Annotated in this window: 16 protein-coding genes; 8 read left to right on the forward strand and 8 right to left on the reverse strand. The window is 63.5% G+C overall.

The window, feature by feature from the left end; genetic code table 11:
- Positions 1-146: 146 nt before the first annotated feature.
- Positions 147-350 (forward strand): hypothetical protein, encoded by a 204-nt coding sequence (locus tag ACU8YE_RS05850; RefSeq protein ID WP_446928313.1) that lies wholly within the window; start codon positions 147-149, stop codon positions 348-350.
- Between the two features lie 17 nt (positions 351-367).
- On the opposite strand, the gene ACU8YE_RS05855 is transcribed toward ACU8YE_RS05850, so the two are convergent.
- From ACU8YE_RS05855 to wrbA, 3 genes are read right to left on the reverse strand one after another with little or no spacing between them, the layout of a single operon-like run.
- Positions 368-1,780 (reverse strand): FAD-binding oxidoreductase, encoded by a 1,413-nt coding sequence (locus tag ACU8YE_RS05855; protein ID WP_446928314.1) that lies wholly within the window; start codon positions 1,778-1,780, stop codon positions 368-370.
- Positions 1,781-1,786: 6 nt separating this feature from the next.
- A complete protein-coding gene (locus tag ACU8YE_RS05860; protein WP_446928315.1) occupies positions 1,787-2,179 on the reverse strand; it encodes a DUF2069 domain-containing protein in 393 nt (130 codons plus the stop codon).
- Complete coding sequence (gene wrbA / locus ACU8YE_RS05865) at positions 2,176-2,769, reverse strand: NAD(P)H:quinone oxidoreductase (protein ID WP_446928316.1); 594 nt, start codon at positions 2,767-2,769, stop codon at positions 2,176-2,178. The genes ACU8YE_RS05860 and wrbA overlap by 4 nt, the downstream gene beginning before the upstream one ends.
- Positions 2,770-2,837: 68 nt before the next feature.
- On the opposite strand from wrbA, the gene ACU8YE_RS05870 reads away from it, so the two are divergent.
- Entirely contained in the window at positions 2,838-4,163 is a 1,326-nt protein-coding gene (locus tag ACU8YE_RS05870; protein ID WP_260802352.1) for a YihY family inner membrane protein, read from the forward strand.
- A 4-nt stretch (positions 4,164-4,167) separates the two neighbouring features.
- Here ACU8YE_RS05870 and ACU8YE_RS05875 read toward each other — a convergent pair whose 3' ends face one another.
- From ACU8YE_RS05875 to ACU8YE_RS05885, 3 genes are read right to left on the reverse strand one after another with little or no spacing between them, the layout of a single operon-like run.
- On the reverse strand, positions 4,168-4,485 hold the full coding sequence (locus ACU8YE_RS05875) for an Mpo1-like protein (protein WP_232040282.1): 318 nt from the start codon (positions 4,483-4,485) through the stop codon (positions 4,168-4,170).
- A gap of 27 nt (positions 4,486-4,512) precedes the next feature.
- Positions 4,513-5,337 carry an alpha/beta fold hydrolase gene (locus tag ACU8YE_RS05880; RefSeq protein ID WP_440838146.1) on the reverse strand — a complete coding sequence of 275 codons (825 nt, stop codon included), beginning with the start codon at positions 5,335-5,337 and terminating at the stop codon, positions 4,513-4,515.
- Positions 5,337-6,671 (reverse strand): O-acetylhomoserine aminocarboxypropyltransferase, encoded by a 1,335-nt coding sequence (locus ACU8YE_RS05885; protein WP_316880379.1) that lies wholly within the window; start codon positions 6,669-6,671, stop codon positions 5,337-5,339. The genes ACU8YE_RS05880 and ACU8YE_RS05885 overlap by 1 nt, the downstream gene beginning before the upstream one ends.
- Positions 6,672-6,911: 240 nt before the next feature.
- Here ACU8YE_RS05885 and ACU8YE_RS05890 point away from each other — a divergent pair, with 240 nt between their 5' ends.
- From ACU8YE_RS05890 to aroC, 4 genes are all read left to right on the forward strand, one after another.
- The gene (locus ACU8YE_RS05890; protein WP_004634176.1) at positions 6,912-7,367 is read left to right on the forward strand and encodes a CBS domain-containing protein; all 456 of its coding nucleotides are present in this window, start codon (positions 6,912-6,914) and stop codon (positions 7,365-7,367) included.
- Between the two features lie 82 nt (positions 7,368-7,449).
- Positions 7,450-9,357: an MFS transporter gene (locus ACU8YE_RS05895; RefSeq protein ID WP_446928317.1), complete on the forward strand. Its 1,908-nt coding sequence runs from the start codon at positions 7,450-7,452 to the stop codon at positions 9,355-9,357.
- Between the two features lie 93 nt (positions 9,358-9,450).
- A complete protein-coding gene (locus tag ACU8YE_RS05900) occupies positions 9,451-9,864 on the forward strand; it encodes an FKBP-type peptidyl-prolyl cis-trans isomerase (protein WP_232040278.1) in 414 nt (137 codons plus the stop codon).
- Between the two features lie 85 nt (positions 9,865-9,949).
- Positions 9,950-11,050 carry a chorismate synthase gene (aroC, locus tag ACU8YE_RS05905; protein WP_446928318.1) on the forward strand — a complete coding sequence of 367 codons (1,101 nt, stop codon included), beginning with the start codon at positions 9,950-9,952 and terminating at the stop codon, positions 11,048-11,050.
- Between the two features lie 68 nt (positions 11,051-11,118).
- On the opposite strand, the gene ACU8YE_RS05910 is transcribed toward aroC, so the two are convergent.
- Positions 11,119-12,804, reverse strand: a complete 1,686-nt coding sequence (locus ACU8YE_RS05910) for an electron transfer flavoprotein-ubiquinone oxidoreductase (RefSeq protein ID WP_446928319.1) — start codon at positions 12,802-12,804, stop codon at positions 11,119-11,121.
- Between the two features lie 223 nt (positions 12,805-13,027).
- Here ACU8YE_RS05910 and ACU8YE_RS05915 point away from each other — a divergent pair, with 223 nt between their 5' ends.
- Positions 13,028-13,813: an SDR family oxidoreductase gene (locus ACU8YE_RS05915; protein WP_232040275.1), complete on the forward strand. Its 786-nt coding sequence runs from the start codon at positions 13,028-13,030 to the stop codon at positions 13,811-13,813.
- A gap of 11 nt (positions 13,814-13,824) precedes the next feature.
- On the opposite strand, the gene ACU8YE_RS05920 is transcribed toward ACU8YE_RS05915, so the two are convergent.
- Positions 13,825-14,370 carry a LuxR C-terminal-related transcriptional regulator gene (locus ACU8YE_RS05920; protein ID WP_004636022.1) on the reverse strand — a complete coding sequence of 182 codons (546 nt, stop codon included), beginning with the start codon at positions 14,368-14,370 and terminating at the stop codon, positions 13,825-13,827.
- Positions 14,371-14,523: 153 nt separating this feature from the next.
- Between ACU8YE_RS05920 and ACU8YE_RS05925 the strand changes: the two genes are divergently transcribed.
- The gene (locus tag ACU8YE_RS05925) at positions 14,524-15,225 is read left to right on the forward strand and encodes a CoA transferase subunit A (RefSeq protein ID WP_045203198.1); all 702 of its coding nucleotides are present in this window, start codon (positions 14,524-14,526) and stop codon (positions 15,223-15,225) included.
- Positions 15,226-15,233 lie beyond the last annotated feature (8 nt).

A 15,233-nucleotide genomic window follows, 5' to 3' on the forward strand; every position in this document is an offset into this window, starting at 1 on the left:
TGACGAAGCCTTTTCGGTTCGGACCAGACGGGAAAAGAGGGAGTCTTGTTTGGGCAGCCAGGGAGCAATCCATGGGGCTGCTGTGTTTCGCCATGGCTGCAGGGGGCTGGGCGAGGCGCTAGCCATGGGGCAGGGAGGAAACCACAATGAGCACACGTCATGCACGACGCCCGGCAGGGTCGTCACGTAGCACTTACATCCGTAGCGCCCAGAGCGGGCGCATCGGTGACCGTTCCAACGCAGGCGATCATCGTCTGCCGCCCAGCGGCGTGCCGCGCATGCTGCTGTGGCTGCTGGCGGCGACGGTCCTCTTCGCGGTGGCGAACTACACGTTCAAGCTGTTCGGCTGAACCAAGGCCGGATCGCCTTACAACACCTTCCCCGGATTCATCAGGCCGCGCGGGTCCAGCGCCTGCTTGATTGCGCGCATCGCCGTCAGTTCAACGGGGCTCTTGTAGCGCGCGTTGTCTTCGCGCTTGAGCTGGCCGATGCCGTGTTCTGCTGAGATGGAGCCGCCGTGCGCATGAACGCTGTCGTGCACGATGCGGTTGATGCCGTCCTGGTGGGCGAGAAACGCGTCGTGCGCATGGCCTTGCGGCGGCGACACGTTGTAGTGCAGGTTGCCGTCGCCAAGGTGGCCGAACGTCACCATGCGGATGTCGGGGTAGGCTGCCGCCAGCGCGCGGTCGGTTACGTCAATGAAGTCGGCAATGCGCGAGATGGGCACACCAATATCGTGCTTGATGTTCTTGCCTTCATCGGCCTGCGCCAGCGGAATGTGTTCGCGCAGGCTCCAGAAGTCGCGCGACTGGGCCACCGATTCGGCCACCGCCGCATCGTCGATCACGCCGCGCGCGAGCGCGTCTTCCATGAGCGATTCGAACAGCGTGCGCGCGTGGGCTTCGCTTTCCAGATCGGACAATTCCAGCAGCACGTATTGCGGATATGCCTGCGGGAACGGCACGCGCAACTGTGGGTAATGCTTGCGCACCAGTTCCAGGCAAAACGCCGACATCAGCTCGAAGCCCGTCAGCAGCGTCCCTGCATGGCCTTGCGCCAGCGATAGAAACGCCAGCGCCTGACGCGGCGATTGCAGCGCCGCCAGCGCCGTCACCTTGGCGCGCGGCTGCGGAAACAGCTTCAGCATCGCGCCTGTGATGATGCCAAGCGTGCCTTCCGCGCCGATCAAAAGGTCACGCAGGTCGTAGCCGGTGTTGTCCTTGCGCAGGCCGCGCAGGCCGTTCCACAGTTCTCCGTTAGGCAGAACAGCTTCGATGCCCAGACACAGCTCGCGCGCATTGCCGTAGCGCAGGACGGCGGTGCCGCCGGCGTTGGTGGCAAGGTTGCCGCCGATCGTGCAACTGCCCTCTGCAGCGAGGCTCAGCGGGAAGAGGCGCTCCGCATCGGCGGCGGCCTGTTGCACGTTGGCCAGGATGCAGCCGGCATCCACGGTGATGGTGTTGTTGATCGGGTCGACGGCACGTACGCGCTGCATGCGCTGCAACGAGATCACCACCGCGTTGCCTTCCATGTCGGGCGTGGCGCCGCCGCACAGGCCGGTGTTGCCGCCTTGGGGAACGATCGGCACGCCATGTTTGCTGCACACGCGCACGAGCGCTGCCACCTCGTCAGCGCTGGCGGGGCGCAATACTGCGCGTGCCCGGCCCGAGAAACGCTTGCGCCAATCGGTGAGGTAAGGCGCCTGGTCTTCCGGTGCGGTCAGGACGTGCGTTGCCCCGATGGCATCAACGCAGGCTTGCAGGAAGGCATCGTGAGTCATGTCGGGTCAGGTGCTGTGGCCAGCGCGGGCTTTCGCAGCGCGCTTGAACGGGCGCAGGTAGAAGATGGTTGCGGTGAAGAACACCACGCTGAGCGTCACCTCGCCCCAAGCCAGCGAGCGCGACAGCCCAACGTCCGATGTCGCCCGTACGATGCCCTCGGTAAAGAACAGCAGGATGAACATCGACGCCCATTGCATCGTGTAGCGGTTCTTGCGCAGGACACCGGGCAGCGGCCACGCCAGCAGCAGCGCCTTGAGCGCCAGCCACGAACCGCCCGGGCGCACGGGTGCGAGCCACAGCTCCCACGCGGCGCATAGGACGATCAATACGATGAGGCTGCCTGCACTGAGCAGCGCCAGTGCCCGGGATTCGGCGACGACGTTGTTGGCGGGAGTCATGCGGCGAGCTTGAGAGCGGTCTGCGCCAGCCTCCGGCCCATGGCCGTGGCGAGCGTGCGTTCGTGGGCGGTAAGCGGTGCGGTATCGCCGCGATGCGCAACGTGTGACGGCCCGTACGGTGTGCCGCCGGCATCGGTGGAAAGCAGTTCGCTGTGCTGATACGGCAGACCGAGCACGACCATGCCGTGGTGCAGCAGCGGCAGCATCATCGAAAGCAGGGTGGTTTCCTGCCCGCCATGCATGCTGCCTGTGGAGGTGAACACGCATGCCGGTTTGCCCACCAGCGCGCCCGCCAGCCATTGCGGCGTGGTGCCATCCAGGAAGTACTTGAGCGGCGCGGCCATGTTGCCAAAGCGCGTGGGCGAGCCCAGCGCCAGGCCCACGCATTCCTCCAGGTCGCGTACTTCCACGTAGGGCGGCCCGCTATCGGGCACGTCGGGCTGCGTGACTTCGCAGACGGTGGAGACGGCGGGCACCGTGCGCACCCGCGCCTGGGCGCCGTCGACGCTTTCAATGCCTTGCGCAATGGCTTCGGCCAATGCGCGCGTGCTGCCGTGACGGCTGTAGTACAAGACCAGGATATCTTTCATAACAAAGCGTTGAGAGCGTCGCGGTATTATAGTTGCGCCCCCCAACCCCGCCTCCCGCCTCATTTTTCATGCTTTTCAACACCCGTGCGCTTCGTCAATGGAATGCCGCCAAGCTGCGTGCGCTGGCGCGTTACGCCCTGCGCCGCGCCGGTGAAGACCACCTGCCGCAAGTGGCCAGCAGCCTGACATTCACGACGGTGCTGTCGCTGGTGCCCATCCTGACGGTGGCGTTTGCGCTGTTCACGGCATTCCCGATGTTCAAGAGCTTCCGGGCGGACATCGAAGGCTACATGTTCAGCAATCTCGTGCCGGGCAGCATCAGCCGGCCGATCCTGACGTATCTCAATCAGTTTTCAAGCAACGCCAAGGGGCTGACGGCAGCAGGCCTGATCGGCCTGGTCGTGACGTCGGTGATGACCATGCTGACCGTCGAGAACGCATTGAACGCCATCTGGCGCGTGCGCCATCGACGGCCGCTCGCGCAGCGCGTTCTGGTGTTCTGGGCGCTGATGACATTTGCGCCGGTGCTGATCGGCGCGAGCCTGTCGGTCAGTTCGTACCTCGTGTCGATCTCGGCGGGCTATGTGCACAAGCTGCCGTTCGGCCTGGGCGTGATCGTGAGCCTGGTGCCGATCCTGCTTTCGGCGATTGCGTTTGCGATGCTTTACGTGTTCGTGCCGAATACCAATGTGGAACGGCGCGATGCCTTCGTTGCCGGCCTGATTGCAGCGGCGGCGTTTGAAATTGCCAAGCGCGTTTTTGGCGCTTACGTCGCGCATATCCCCACATACACAGCGGTCTACGGCGCGTTTGCCACGCTACCGATCTTCCTGACGTGGATCTATGTGAGCTGGCTGGTGACGTTGCTCGGCGCGACCATCGCATCGACGCTGCCGATCATCCGCCAGGGCTACTGGCAGCGCCGCACATTTCCGGGCAGCGAGTTCTTTGATGCGCTCGGTGTCCTGTTGCTGCTGTATCGCGCACGCGAACAGGCGCCGCGTACGGTGGCCGAACGCGATATCGGCCGGCGCCTGCAATTGGAAGCCGATTACCTGGTCGACCTGCTCACCAAGCTGAAGGCGCTGCACCTGATCGGCAAGCTACAACAGGATCGCGGCGAGGCCCATTGGGCGCTGCTGTGTGATGCGCACACGACCACGCTGCGACCGCTCTATGAAAGGCTGGTGCTGAACCTGCCACGCTTGCCGCGCACCGCCCTGGCACGCCACCTGGGTAGCACGCACGCGCTGGTCAGCCAACTGCAGAATCCGGCGCTCGACGCCACGTTGGAGAGCGTTTTCACGACGGGCGAACGCGGCGTGGCGGCGGCGGCGCAGGCGGCTACCGCACCGGCGGCGTCTGCAATGGCCGCTGCCAGCGCCGACGCCTGACGCCTCAGAACGGGATCTTCCCCGTCCAGATGTCGCGGTACATCACCCAGTCGCCTATCAGGCTGTAGAACGGATGGCGAAACGTGGCGGGCCGGTTCTTCTCGAATCCGAAGTGCCCGACCCACGCGAACGCGTAGCCGCTCACGGCCGCGCCCAGCAGCCACCACAGGTTGCCCGTGAAAACCAGCAGGAGCAGGCATACCAACGCGACCGTCGAACCGGCAAAGTGCAGGCGCCGGCAGGTGCGATCCTGGTGCTCGCTCAGGTAATACGGATAGAACTCAGCGAAGCTGCCGAAGCTTTGGGTGTCGGTGGTGGCCATGATGCGTCTCCGGGAGGCGACTGCGACTTATGCGACGACCGGGTCTCGTTCGCGCGCAAAGGCGATCAGCGCGTCGAGTGTGCCGTCTGGGCATTCTCCCATGATCGCGTGCCCGCCTGGCAGCCCGACAACGCGGCTGCCGGCCAATCCTGCTGCAACCTGGCGGCCAGCTTTCGCCGGCGTCATCTGGTCTTTCTCTCCAACGATTACGAGTGACGGGCACTTCACGGCCGCCATGGCTTCGGCGCCGCGTGCATAGGCGTTGCAGGCCGCAAAGTCTGTGTGGAAGACGGGCGCCTCGGTACCGTGCGCAATTCGCTCCATCAGCCGTTGGCTGCCGCCATGCATCCAGAAGCCTGGCCCGGGCGACGATGGCTTGTTTGCGAGGCTGGAATGCGACCACGTATTCACCATGTCAATGGCGCTGGCCGTGTTGTTGAGCGCCGCATCGAGCAGCGCATCCGACACCTTCATCGGCCAAGCCGTTGCCACCAGGGCGACGCGGCGCACGCGACTTGCGTACCGTGACGCGCACTCCAGTGCAATCAACGAGCCCATGCTGTGGCCGACGACGATGACTGGCTGCTCGACGCCAGCCGTATGCACCAGAGCCATTACCCAGTCGGCCATCGCTTCCACGGTCTGCAGCGGGGCGCCAGCGCTGCGGCCGTGTCCGGGCAGATCCACCGCCAGTACGCTGAAGCCGTGGTGCGCAAACCAGCGCGTCTGCAGCCCCCAGACCGAATGGTCGTTCTGCGCGCCATGCACGAACACGACGCACGGCAATTCGGCGTTGAACGGCTTGCCGCCGGTGTAGGCGTAGGCGCGTTCGCCTTGTACGGTCCATTCCATTAGCGGGCTCCCGTTGCGTTGGCAGCGGCTTTGCCGGGCGCAGCGGACATCGCGCGCTCGGCGGCCTTCAGGCCGCGCTTGAGATCGTCGATCAGGTCGTCGGCGTCTTCCAGACCGATGGACAGGCGGATCGTGCCTTCGCTGATGCCGGCTGCAGCCAGCGCGCCGGCATCCATGCGGAAGTGCGTCGTCGACGCGGGGTGGATGACCAGCGAGCGCGCATCGCCCACGTTGGCAAGGTGCGAGAACAGGCCGAGTGATTCGATGAACTGCTGGCCGGCACGCCGATCGCCGCGCAGATCGAAGCTGAACACCGCACCGCAGCCGCGCGGCAGCAGGCGCTTGGCCAACGCGTGGTCGGGGTGCGATTCCAGCTCGGGGTAGGCGACCGACGCCACCATCGGATGGCTCGCCAGGAAGGAGACGATGCGGCGGGCGTTGTCCACGTGCCGTGCCATGCGCAGGGGCAGTGTTTCGATGCCTTGCAGCAGTTGCCATGCGGCCATCGGGTTCATGCAGGCACCGAAGTCGCGCAGGCCCTCGCGGCGCGCGCGCAGCAGGAAGGGCGCGACAGTGCTTTCCTCGGCAAACACCATGTCGTGGAAACCCGCGTACGGTTCGGTCAGCTCGGGGTGCTTGCCGGCGGCCACGTAGTCGAACGTGCCGCCATCGACCAGCACACCGCCGATGGTCGTGCCGTGTCCACCCAGGAACTTGGTGGCCGAGTGGTAGACGAGATCCGCGCCGTGCGCGAACGGCTGCAGCAACCAAGGCGTGGTGAAGGTGGAGTCGACCAGCAGCGGCACGCCCGCGTCATGCGCAATCGATGCAATGGTCGGGATGTCCAGCACATCCAAGCCAGGATTGCCGAGCGTCTCACCAAACAGCAGGCGGGTGTTCGGGCGAATGGACGCGCGCCAGCCGTCGATGTCGCCGGGCTTGACGAAGGTCGTCTCGATACCGAAGCGGCGCAGCGTGTAATGCAGCAGGTTGTGCGAGCCGCCATACAGCGCGGAGGAGGCGACGATATGGGAACCAGCGCCCATCAGCGTGACGATGGCCAGATGCAGCGCCGCCTGGCCCGACGCTGTAGCGATGGCGCCTACGCCGTTTTCCAGCGCGGCCATGCGCTCCTCGAACACGGCAACGGTCGGGTTGGAGATGCGCGAATAGACGTGGCCCGCGCGTTCCATATTGAACAATGACGCCGCGTGTTCGCTGTCGCGGAACACAAACGACGTGCTCAGGTGGATGGGCGTGGCGCGCGCGCCGGTGGCCGGGTCGGGCGCGGCACCGGCATGCAGGGCCAGCGTGTCGAAGCGGGCTTTGGACATGGATTCAAGCACCCGGAATGGGCGCGGGAGCGGATTTGGACGGGGCATGCTAGCACTGCTCCCTGTTGCAGCGCATTCCGGGCAAACGCCGAGCGGGCGCGGTTTTTGACAGGTTTTTTCTGCGCTGCATGCTTGTCGAAGCGATCCGGTTTGGGCTACGATCAAAGCACAACCATAACGACAACCCGCGCGCGGTCGCTCCCCCGGCAGACCGGCACCCCGAACTCTGGGAGACGCAACATGAAAGTCAGCGACATCCTCCACGTGAAGGGCAACACGCTCTACACCGTGGCACCTGAAACCAAGCTCCAGGTGGCCGTGCAGACGATGGCGGAAAAAGACATCGGCTCGCTTGTGGTCATGGAGTACGGCGAACTGGTCGGCATGCTGACCTTCCGAGAAATCATCAAGGTTGTTGCCAAGAACCACGGTTCCGTGGGCGAGGGCACGACCATCCGCAAGGTGATGGACGATCATCCCGTCACCTGCACGCCCGAAACCGAGGTCAATGAAGTGCGCCGCATCATGCTGGAGCACCATGTGCGCTACCTGCCGGTGCTCGACAGCCGCACGTTGATGGGCGTGATTTCCTTCTACGACGTGGCCAAGGCCGTGTTGGAAGACCAAAGTTTCGAAAACAAGATGCTCAAGGCGTACATTCGCGACTGGCCCGAAGAAAAGGCCAACGAAGACTGATCTGCGCGATCTCTTTACCGCATTCCTGAAACCCGCCCGCCGTTGCGAGCGGGTTTTTTGTTGAACCCAGAACCGCCCGCCGATGAGCCAATCGAGCCAGTTTTCCCTGCTGAAGCAGCGTCGCTTTGCACCGTTCTTCTGGACCCAGTTCCTGGGCGCGATGAACGACAACGTTTTCAAGGTGGCGTTTTCTTCGTTGGTCACGTATCACGCTGCGCTGTTCGGCAATGCGGACCCCGCTTCTGCGGCGTTCCTGATCTCTGCAATCTTTATTGCGCCGTTTGTGCTGCTGTCGGCCACGAGCGGACAGATTGCCGATCGCATGGACAAGGCGCGGCTGATCCGGCTGGTGAAGACGTTGGAAATCGCCATCATGGCGATCGGCTGCGCGGGTTTTGCGCTGCGCCACGTTGAACTGCTCTACCTGTGCACGTTCTTGATGGGCGTGCACTCGACGCTGTTCGGGCCGGTGAAGTATGCCTATCTGCCTCAGCACCTGCAGTCGGCAGAACTGGTGGGCGGTAACGGGTTGGTGGAAATGGGCACCTTCGTCGCCATTCTGATCGGTACCATTGGCGGCGGCGAGCTGGCCAATTACACCCGCAACGGCGAGCTGATCGGCCCGCTATTTACCGGTATTGCGTGCATTGTCATTGCCGTGGCGGGCTGGATGACGGCGCGCGGTGTGCCGGTCTCGCCGGCGTCGCAGCCGGACTTGCGCATCAACTGGAACCCCATCTCAGAGACTTGGCGCAACCTGAAGCTTGCCAGCAACCAGCGCGCGGTGTTCCTGAGTTTGATGGGCATTTCGTGGCTGTGGTTCGTGGGCGCGACGTTCCTGACGTCGTTTTTTGCCTTTGCGCGTAACGTGCTCGGCGGCGATCAGAACGTCGTGACGCTGCTGCTGGCTGTGTTTTCAGTCGGCATCGGGTTGGGCTCGGTGCTGTGCGAAAAGCTCTCGGGGCGCAGGGTGGAAATCGGCCTTGTACCGTTTGGCTCGATCGGCATGACGGTGTTCGCGGTGGATCTCTACTTTGCTTCGCATGCCGAGGCATTGGTCGCCCATGACGTGCTGACCGGCATTTCCGGTTTCCTGCAGAACCACCGCCATTGGCGCGTGCTGGCCGATCTGTTCCTGCTGGCCATGTTCGGCGGCTTCTACAGCGTGCCGTTGTATGCGTTGATCCAGAGCCGCTGCGAACCGACGCACCGCGCGCGCATCATTGCCGCCAACAATATCCTCAACGCGCTGTTCATGATCGCTTCCGCCGTGCTGGCGATGGTGCTCACGCGGGCCGGGTTCACGATCCCGCAGTTGTTCCTGGTCACCGGCATCCTCAACGCCGTGGTGGCGATTTACATCTACACGCTGGTGCCGGAATTCCTGATTCGGTTCGTGATGTGGCTGCTGATCCATACCGTCTACCGCGTGAAGGTGGAGGGCTCGGAGCAGATTCCCGATGAAGGCCCATGCCTGCTGGTCTGCAACCATGTGAGCTTCGTCGATGCCGTGGTGGTGGGCGCATTCGTGCGCCGGCCTGTTCGTTTTGTGATGGACCACCGCATCTTCAAGGTGCCGTTGCTGTCGTGGTTCTTCCGCACGGTCAAGGCGATTCCGATTGCGCCGATGCATGAAGACCCGGAAATGCTCAAGCGCGCCTACGACACGATTGCCGCCGCGCTGGCGGAGGGCGAGGTCGTCTGCATCTTCCCCGAAGGCAAGATCACTGCCACGGGCGAGATGAACCCGTTCAAGGACGGTATGCGCCGCATCATCGAACGCACACCCGTGCCGGTGGTGCCGATGGCGTTGCGCGGGCTGTGGGGCAGCTTTTTCTCACGCAAGGGCGGGGCGGCGATGTCGCGACCGTTCCGACGCGGCTTCCTCAACAGGCTGGAGCTGTGCATCGGCACTCCGGTGCCAGCGCATGCCGTGTCGCCCGAAGCGATGCAGGCCGCCGTGCTGGCGCTGCGCGGGGAGCGGCTCTAGCGCTCGGCCCGCCTTAGGACTTCGATACACTGCCGGTTGGCCTGCAACCGGCCTTCAAGCTTTTCCTGACCTCCAACTCTCCCGTTACCTGCCATGAAACACGTTTCCCCGCTGCTGTGCGCTTCGTTGCTTGCCCTGGCTGCCGTGACCGCGCAAGCCGCATCACCGGCATCCGAGACGCTGCCTTCCGGTGTGATCGTCCAGACACTGACCAAGGGCACCGGCCCGTCGCCCAAGGCCAGTGACACGGTCAAGGTGCACTACCGCGGCACGCTCACCAACGGTACCGAGTTCGACAGCTCCTACAAGCGCGGCCAGCCGATCTCGTTCCCGCTGAATCGCGTGATTCCGTGCTGGACCGAAGGCGTGCAGAAGATCCAGGTAGGTGGCAAGGCCAAGCTGACGTGCCCGGCAGCCACCGCTTACGGCGAGCGCGGCGTGCCCGGCACGATTCCGCCCAATTCCACGCTGAACTTCGAGGTCGAGCTGCTGGGTATCGGCGGCTGATCTGGCGGCCGGTGGATCGGCCTTACAATAGCGTTTTCCTGATGTTTCGCGCCGCGGCCGTCGCGGCGCCTTCCTGAGCACGATCATGTCTGGCAATACCCTGGGCCTGCTGTTTTCCGTCACCACCTTCGGCGAGTCGCACGGCCCCGCCATCGGCGCTGTCATCGACGGGTGCCCGCCCGGCATGACGCTGTCTGCAGAAGACATCCAGCCCGATCTGGACCGTCGCAAACCCGGCACCTCGCGCCACGTTACGCAGCGCAAGGAAGAAGACCTCGTCGAGATCCTCTCCGGCGTGTACGAAGGCAAGACCACGGGCACCCCGATCTGCCTCTTGATCCGCAATACCGACCAGCGCAGCAAGGATTACAGCAACATCGCCGAGACCTTCCGTCCCGGCCACGCCGATTACACCTACTGGCACAAATACGGCATCCGCGATCCGCGCGGCGGCGGCCGTTCTTCCGCCCGTTTGACGGCACCGACAGTGGCTGCAGGCGCCGTCGCCAAGAAGTGGCTGCGAGAGAAGTTCGGCGTTGAGATTCACGGCTTCATGTCGCAACTGGGCGATATCCAGATCCCCTTCATGGACTGGAACGAGGTGCCGAACAACCCGTTCTTCGCGCCGAACGCCGAGATCGTTCCCGAGCTGGAAACCTATATGGATGCCCTGCGCAAGGACGGCGATTCCGTCGGCGCGCGCGTTGAGGTGGTGGCTACCGGTGTGCCGGTCGGCTGGGGCGAACCGCTGTTCGACCGGCTGGACGCAGACATCGCCCACGCCATGATGGGCCTGAATGCGGTGAAGGGCGTTGAGATTGGTGCTGGTTTCCACGCAGTCAGCCAGCGCGGCTCCGAGCATGGCGACGAGCTGACGCCGGAGGGCTTCGTCGGTAACAACGCCGGCGGCATCCTGGGCGGGATTTCGACAGGGCAGGACATTTCCGTGTCGCTGGCGATCAAGCCGACATCGAGCATCCGCACGCCGCGCCGTTCGATCGACAAGGCGGGTGATCCGGCTGTGGTGGAGACGTTCGGCCGCCACGACCCGTGCGTCGGCATTCGTGCGACGCCAATCGCCGAGGCGCTGCTCGCGCTGGTGCTGATCGACCACGCGCTGCGCCATCGCGCGCAATGCGGTGATGTGTCGGTGCAGACGCCGGCCATTCCGGCAAAAGCTTCCTGAATCGATTCGCTCAGACAACAAAAAAGACGGCTTCAAGCCGTCTTTTTTGTTGGGCGCTCGCCCGGTACTTACATGCCGACGTAGTTCGGACCGCCACCGCCTTCCGGCGTGACCCACACGATGTTCTGCGTCGGGTCCTTGATGTCGCAGGTCTTGCAGTGCACGCAGTTCTGCGCGTTGATCTGCAGGCGCTCGGTGCCCTCATCGTTCTTGACGAACTCATACACGCCAGCCGGGCAGTAGCGCTGTTCGGGGCCGGCAAACTGCGTCAGGTTGATGCGCGTCGGTACGGTCGGATCCTTCAGCGTCAGGTGGGCCGGTTGGTTCTCTTCGTGGTTGGTGTTCGAGATGAACACCGACGACAGGCGATCGAACGTGATCTTGCCGTCCGGCTTCGGATACTCGATCTTCGGGCATTCCGATGCCGGCTTGAGCGACTGGTTATCCGACTTCGTGCCGTGCAGCGTCCAAGGCGGGTTGCTGACGCCAATCTTGGGCAGCAGCCACTGCTCGATGCCGGTCATGATCTTGCCCAGCGTCGGGCTCTTCTTGAACCACAGCTTGAAGTTGCGCGACTGGTCCAGTTCTTCCTTCAGCCAGCTCTGTTCGAAGGCTGCGGGGTAGGCAGACAGCTCGTCAGCGGAACGGCCGGCCGTCACGGCTTCGAACACCGCGTCGCCGCACATCATGCCGCTCTTGATGGCCGCGTGGCTGCCCTTGATGCGAGCGGCGTTCAGGTAGCCAGCATCGCAACCGACCAGCGCGCCACCTGGGAACACCGTTTTTGGCAGCGCTTGCGGCGTGCCGTTGTTGATGGCGCGGGCGCCGTAGCCGATGCGCTTGCCGCCTTCGATATGTGCCCGGATGGCCGGATGGGCCTTCCAGCGCTGCATTTCTTCGAACGGGCTCATCCACGGGTTCTTGTAGTCCAGCCCGATCACGAAGCCGAGCGTGACCTTGTTGTCTTCGAGGTGATACAGGAAGCCACCGCCAAAGGTGTCGTCTTCCATCGGCCAGCCTGCCGTGTGCACCACGAGACCGGGTTTGGCCTTGGCTGGATCGATTTCCCAGAGTTCCTTGATGCCGATGGCGAAAGTCTGGGGGTCCTTGCCTGCGGTGAGCTTGAACTTCTCCAGTAGCTGCCGGCCGAGATGGCCACGCGCGCCTTCCGCGAAGATGGTGTATTTGCCGAGCAGTTCCATGCCGAGCTGGAAGTTCTCGGTCGGCTCGCCATCTTTGCCGATGCCCATGTTGCCGGTGGCCACGCCGCGCACCGCACCCTTGTCGTCGTAAAGCACTTCTGCGGCAGCGAAACCGGGGAAGATTTCCACGCCCAGCGCTTCGGCCTGCGTGGCCATCCACTTGACCACGTTCGACAGCGAGACGACGTAGCAGCCGTCATTGTGGAAGTTGCGCGGCACGAGCCAGTCGGGCGTACGCTTGGCGTCGGTCTCGCTCAGGAAGAGCACGTCGTCGCCGGTGACCGCCTGGTTGAGCGGGGCGCCGTCAGCTTTCCAGTTCGGGATAAGTTCGTTGATGGCGCGCGGGTCCATCACCGCACCCGACAGAATGTGTGCACCGGGCTCGGAACCCTTTTCCAGCACGACGACGGACACGTCCTTGCCCGTCTCCGCAGCCAGTTGCTTGATGCGAATTGCTGTCGCCAGGCCGGCGGGACCGCCGCCGACGACAACGACGTCATACTCCATGGACTCTCGCGGGCCGTATTGTTCGAGGAGCTGCTGCTGGTTCATAAGTGTCTCTTCGCTGCTTTTGGGACAGTTAGGGGCGTTTGCTTATTGGTATGACGGATTGCTGCATTAGAATTTTCCGCATTGTCCGGGACACGCCCGGATGCGGCAAGGGAAATTTCTGAACGATCGTTCGATTTTTTGCTAAGCTGCGCCCAAATCACACGCCGGTGTTGCTTCGGAGCGGCTCGGCGCATGTCAAACCAACACACGGGGAACACGCATCATGGGTTTGTCGATCAATCTGGAAGGCAAGGTCGCGCTGATCACGGGCGCGTCGAGCGGCCTCGGAGCGCGCTTTGCACACACGCTGGCGGCCGCCGGCGCGAAGGTCGTGCTGGCCTCGCGCCGTGTCGAGCGCCTGAAAGAACTGCGCGCCGACATCGAATCGAGGGGCGGCAGCGCGCACGTCGTGCGCCTGGACGTGACGGACCCAGACAGCATCCGCGCCGCCATCGCGCACGCTGAAACGGAGGCAGGTACCATCGACATCCTTGTCAATAACTCGGGGGTGTCGACCACGCAGCGCATGGTGGACGTTTCGCCCGACGACTTCGATTTCGTATTCGACACCAACACGCGCGGCGCCTTCTTCGTTGCCCAGGAAACGGCCAAGCGCATGATTGCGCGCGCCAAGGGGGCAGAGAAGAACGGCTCGCCGCTGCCGCAGTCGCGCATCGTCAACATTGCCTCGGTGGCAGGACTGAAGGTGCTGTCGCAGATTGGCGTGTATTGCATGAGCAAGGCGGCGGTGGTGCACATGACCAAGGCCATGGCGCTGGAGTGGGGCCGTTACGGCATCAACACCAATGCGATCTGCCCGGGCTATATCGATACCGAAATCAACCATCACCATTGGGAAACCGAGCCAGGCCAGAAGCTGGTGCAGATGCTGCCCCGCAAGCGCGTCGGCAAGCCGGAAGACCTGGATGGCCTGATTCTGCTGTTGGCGTCGGATCAGTCGGACTTCATCAACGGTGCCGTCATCAACGCCGACGACGGCATGGTGTAAGACGTTGGGGCTTAATGCCCCATCAGCCGCTGCACAAGTTCGAGTGAGGTGTTGGCGGCGTACTTCTTCATCAACCGCGCGCGGTAGATTTCGACCGTGCGCGGGCTGATCTCCAACTGCTTGCCGATCTGCTTGCTGGTCTTGCCCTCGACCAGTTGCGCGGCGATGTCGCGTTCGCGCGGCGTGAGCGCTGCCGTGACCGGGCGATGCGCTGACAGGTCCTCGAAGGTCCAGATGCCTTCGCCCAGCGGTTTCGCGCGGTCCAGCGCGCGGCCGGTGACGTGGCACCAGAACAGCTCGCCATTGGCGCGTTTCATGATGCGTTCATCGGAGTAGCTGCCGCGCGCATTCATGACGGGGATGATGCGCGCGCCGGTACGCTCGTATTCATCGTGCGTTGGATAAAGCAGCTCGAACGACTGCCCGATCATCGTCGTGCGTGCGTGGCCGAAGATGCGTGCGGCTTCATCATTGACGTCGAGCATGACCCGCTCGCGGGACATCACCATGCCGACAGGGGCAAGCTGGAACGCAGTCTGATAGTCGAGGGCGGGCATATGTATTCGTACGTATTGCTGCGTCGCGCGACGCTTGCGTATTCTCGCCAGATTGTATCGTTACTATTTTCCGGCGCTGCATCGCACAAACCCCAACTGTGTGATCGGTCAAAACCCTGCCGGATTTGTTGGACCACCAAGGAAGGAGCACGCATGAACAAAATCTTCGCCAGCGCCAGCGAGGCGCTCGCGGGCGTCGTCAAGGACGGCCAGACCATCGCCGTGGGCGGCTTCGGCCTGTGCGGCATTCCGGAAGCGCTGATTGCCGCGCTGCGCGATTCGGGGGTCAAGGGCCTCACATGCATCTCCAACAACGCGGGCGTGGATGGCTTTGGCCTGGGCCTGCTGCTGGAAACCCGTCAGATCAAGAAGATGATTTCGTCCTACGTGGGCGAAAACAAGGAGTTCGAGCGCCAGTATCTGGCCGGCGAACTCGAGCTGGAATTCACCCCGCAAGGCACGCTGGCCGAAAAGCTGCGCGCTGGTGGCGCTGGCATCCCGGCGTTCTTCACCAAGACCGGCGTCGGCACGCTGGTCGCCGAGGGCAAGGAGCTGCGCGAGTTTGACGGCGAGACGTACGTCATGGAGCGCTCGCTGGTGCCCGATGTGGCGCTGGTGAAGGCGCAGGTGGCTGACAAGTCCGGCAACCTGCGGTTCAACCTGACCGCACGCAACTTCAACCCCGCTGCGGCTACGGCCGGCAAGATCTGCATCGTCGAAGTCGAAGAGATCGTTGAAGTGGGTGATTTGGCACCGGACGACATTCATCTGCCGGGTATCTACGTGCACCGCATCGTGCTGAATGCCACGCCCGAGAAGCGCATCGAAAAGCGCACCATCCGAGCAGCCAACTAAGGAGACCG

The sequence above is a fragment of the Ralstonia sp. VS2407 genome, assembly GCF_052950655.1.

What these genes read in the sequence shown, in the direction of transcription:
- ACU8YE_RS05850 (WP_446928313.1), top strand. Translation starts at nt 147, where the DNA reads ATGAGCACACGTCATGCACGACGCCCGGCAGGGTCGTCACGTAGCACT.
- ACU8YE_RS05855 (WP_446928314.1), bottom strand. Translation starts at nt 1,780, where the DNA reads ATGACTCACGATGCCTTCCTGCAAGCCTGCGTTGATGCCATCGGGGCA.
- ACU8YE_RS05860 (WP_446928315.1), bottom strand. Translation starts at nt 2,179, where the DNA reads ATGACTCCCGCCAACAACGTCGTCGCCGAATCCCGGGCACTGGCGCTG.
- wrbA (WP_446928316.1), bottom strand. Translation starts at nt 2,769, where the DNA reads ATGAAAGATATCCTGGTCTTGTACTACAGCCGTCACGGCAGCACGCGC.
- ACU8YE_RS05870 (WP_260802352.1), top strand. Translation starts at nt 2,838, where the DNA reads ATGCTTTTCAACACCCGTGCGCTTCGTCAATGGAATGCCGCCAAGCTG.
- ACU8YE_RS05875 (WP_232040282.1), bottom strand. Translation starts at nt 4,485, where the DNA reads ATGGCCACCACCGACACCCAAAGCTTCGGCAGCTTCGCTGAGTTCTAT.
- ACU8YE_RS05880 (WP_440838146.1), bottom strand. Translation starts at nt 5,337, where the DNA reads ATGGAATGGACCGTACAAGGCGAACGCGCCTACGCCTACACCGGCGGC.
- ACU8YE_RS05885 (WP_316880379.1), bottom strand. Translation starts at nt 6,671, where the DNA reads ATGTCCAAAGCCCGCTTCGACACGCTGGCCCTGCATGCCGGTGCCGCG.
- ACU8YE_RS05890 (WP_004634176.1), top strand. Translation starts at nt 6,912, where the DNA reads ATGAAAGTCAGCGACATCCTCCACGTGAAGGGCAACACGCTCTACACC.
- ACU8YE_RS05895 (WP_446928317.1), top strand. Translation starts at nt 7,450, where the DNA reads ATGAGCCAATCGAGCCAGTTTTCCCTGCTGAAGCAGCGTCGCTTTGCA.
- ACU8YE_RS05900 (WP_232040278.1), top strand. Translation starts at nt 9,451, where the DNA reads ATGAAACACGTTTCCCCGCTGCTGTGCGCTTCGTTGCTTGCCCTGGCT.
- aroC (WP_446928318.1), top strand. Translation starts at nt 9,950, where the DNA reads ATGTCTGGCAATACCCTGGGCCTGCTGTTTTCCGTCACCACCTTCGGC.
- ACU8YE_RS05910 (WP_446928319.1), bottom strand. Translation starts at nt 12,804, where the DNA reads ATGAACCAGCAGCAGCTCCTCGAACAATACGGCCCGCGAGAGTCCATG.
- ACU8YE_RS05915 (WP_232040275.1), top strand. Translation starts at nt 13,028, where the DNA reads ATGGGTTTGTCGATCAATCTGGAAGGCAAGGTCGCGCTGATCACGGGC.
- ACU8YE_RS05920 (WP_004636022.1), bottom strand. Translation starts at nt 14,370, where the DNA reads ATGCCCGCCCTCGACTATCAGACTGCGTTCCAGCTTGCCCCTGTCGGC.
- ACU8YE_RS05925 (WP_045203198.1), top strand. Translation starts at nt 14,524, where the DNA reads ATGAACAAAATCTTCGCCAGCGCCAGCGAGGCGCTCGCGGGCGTCGTC.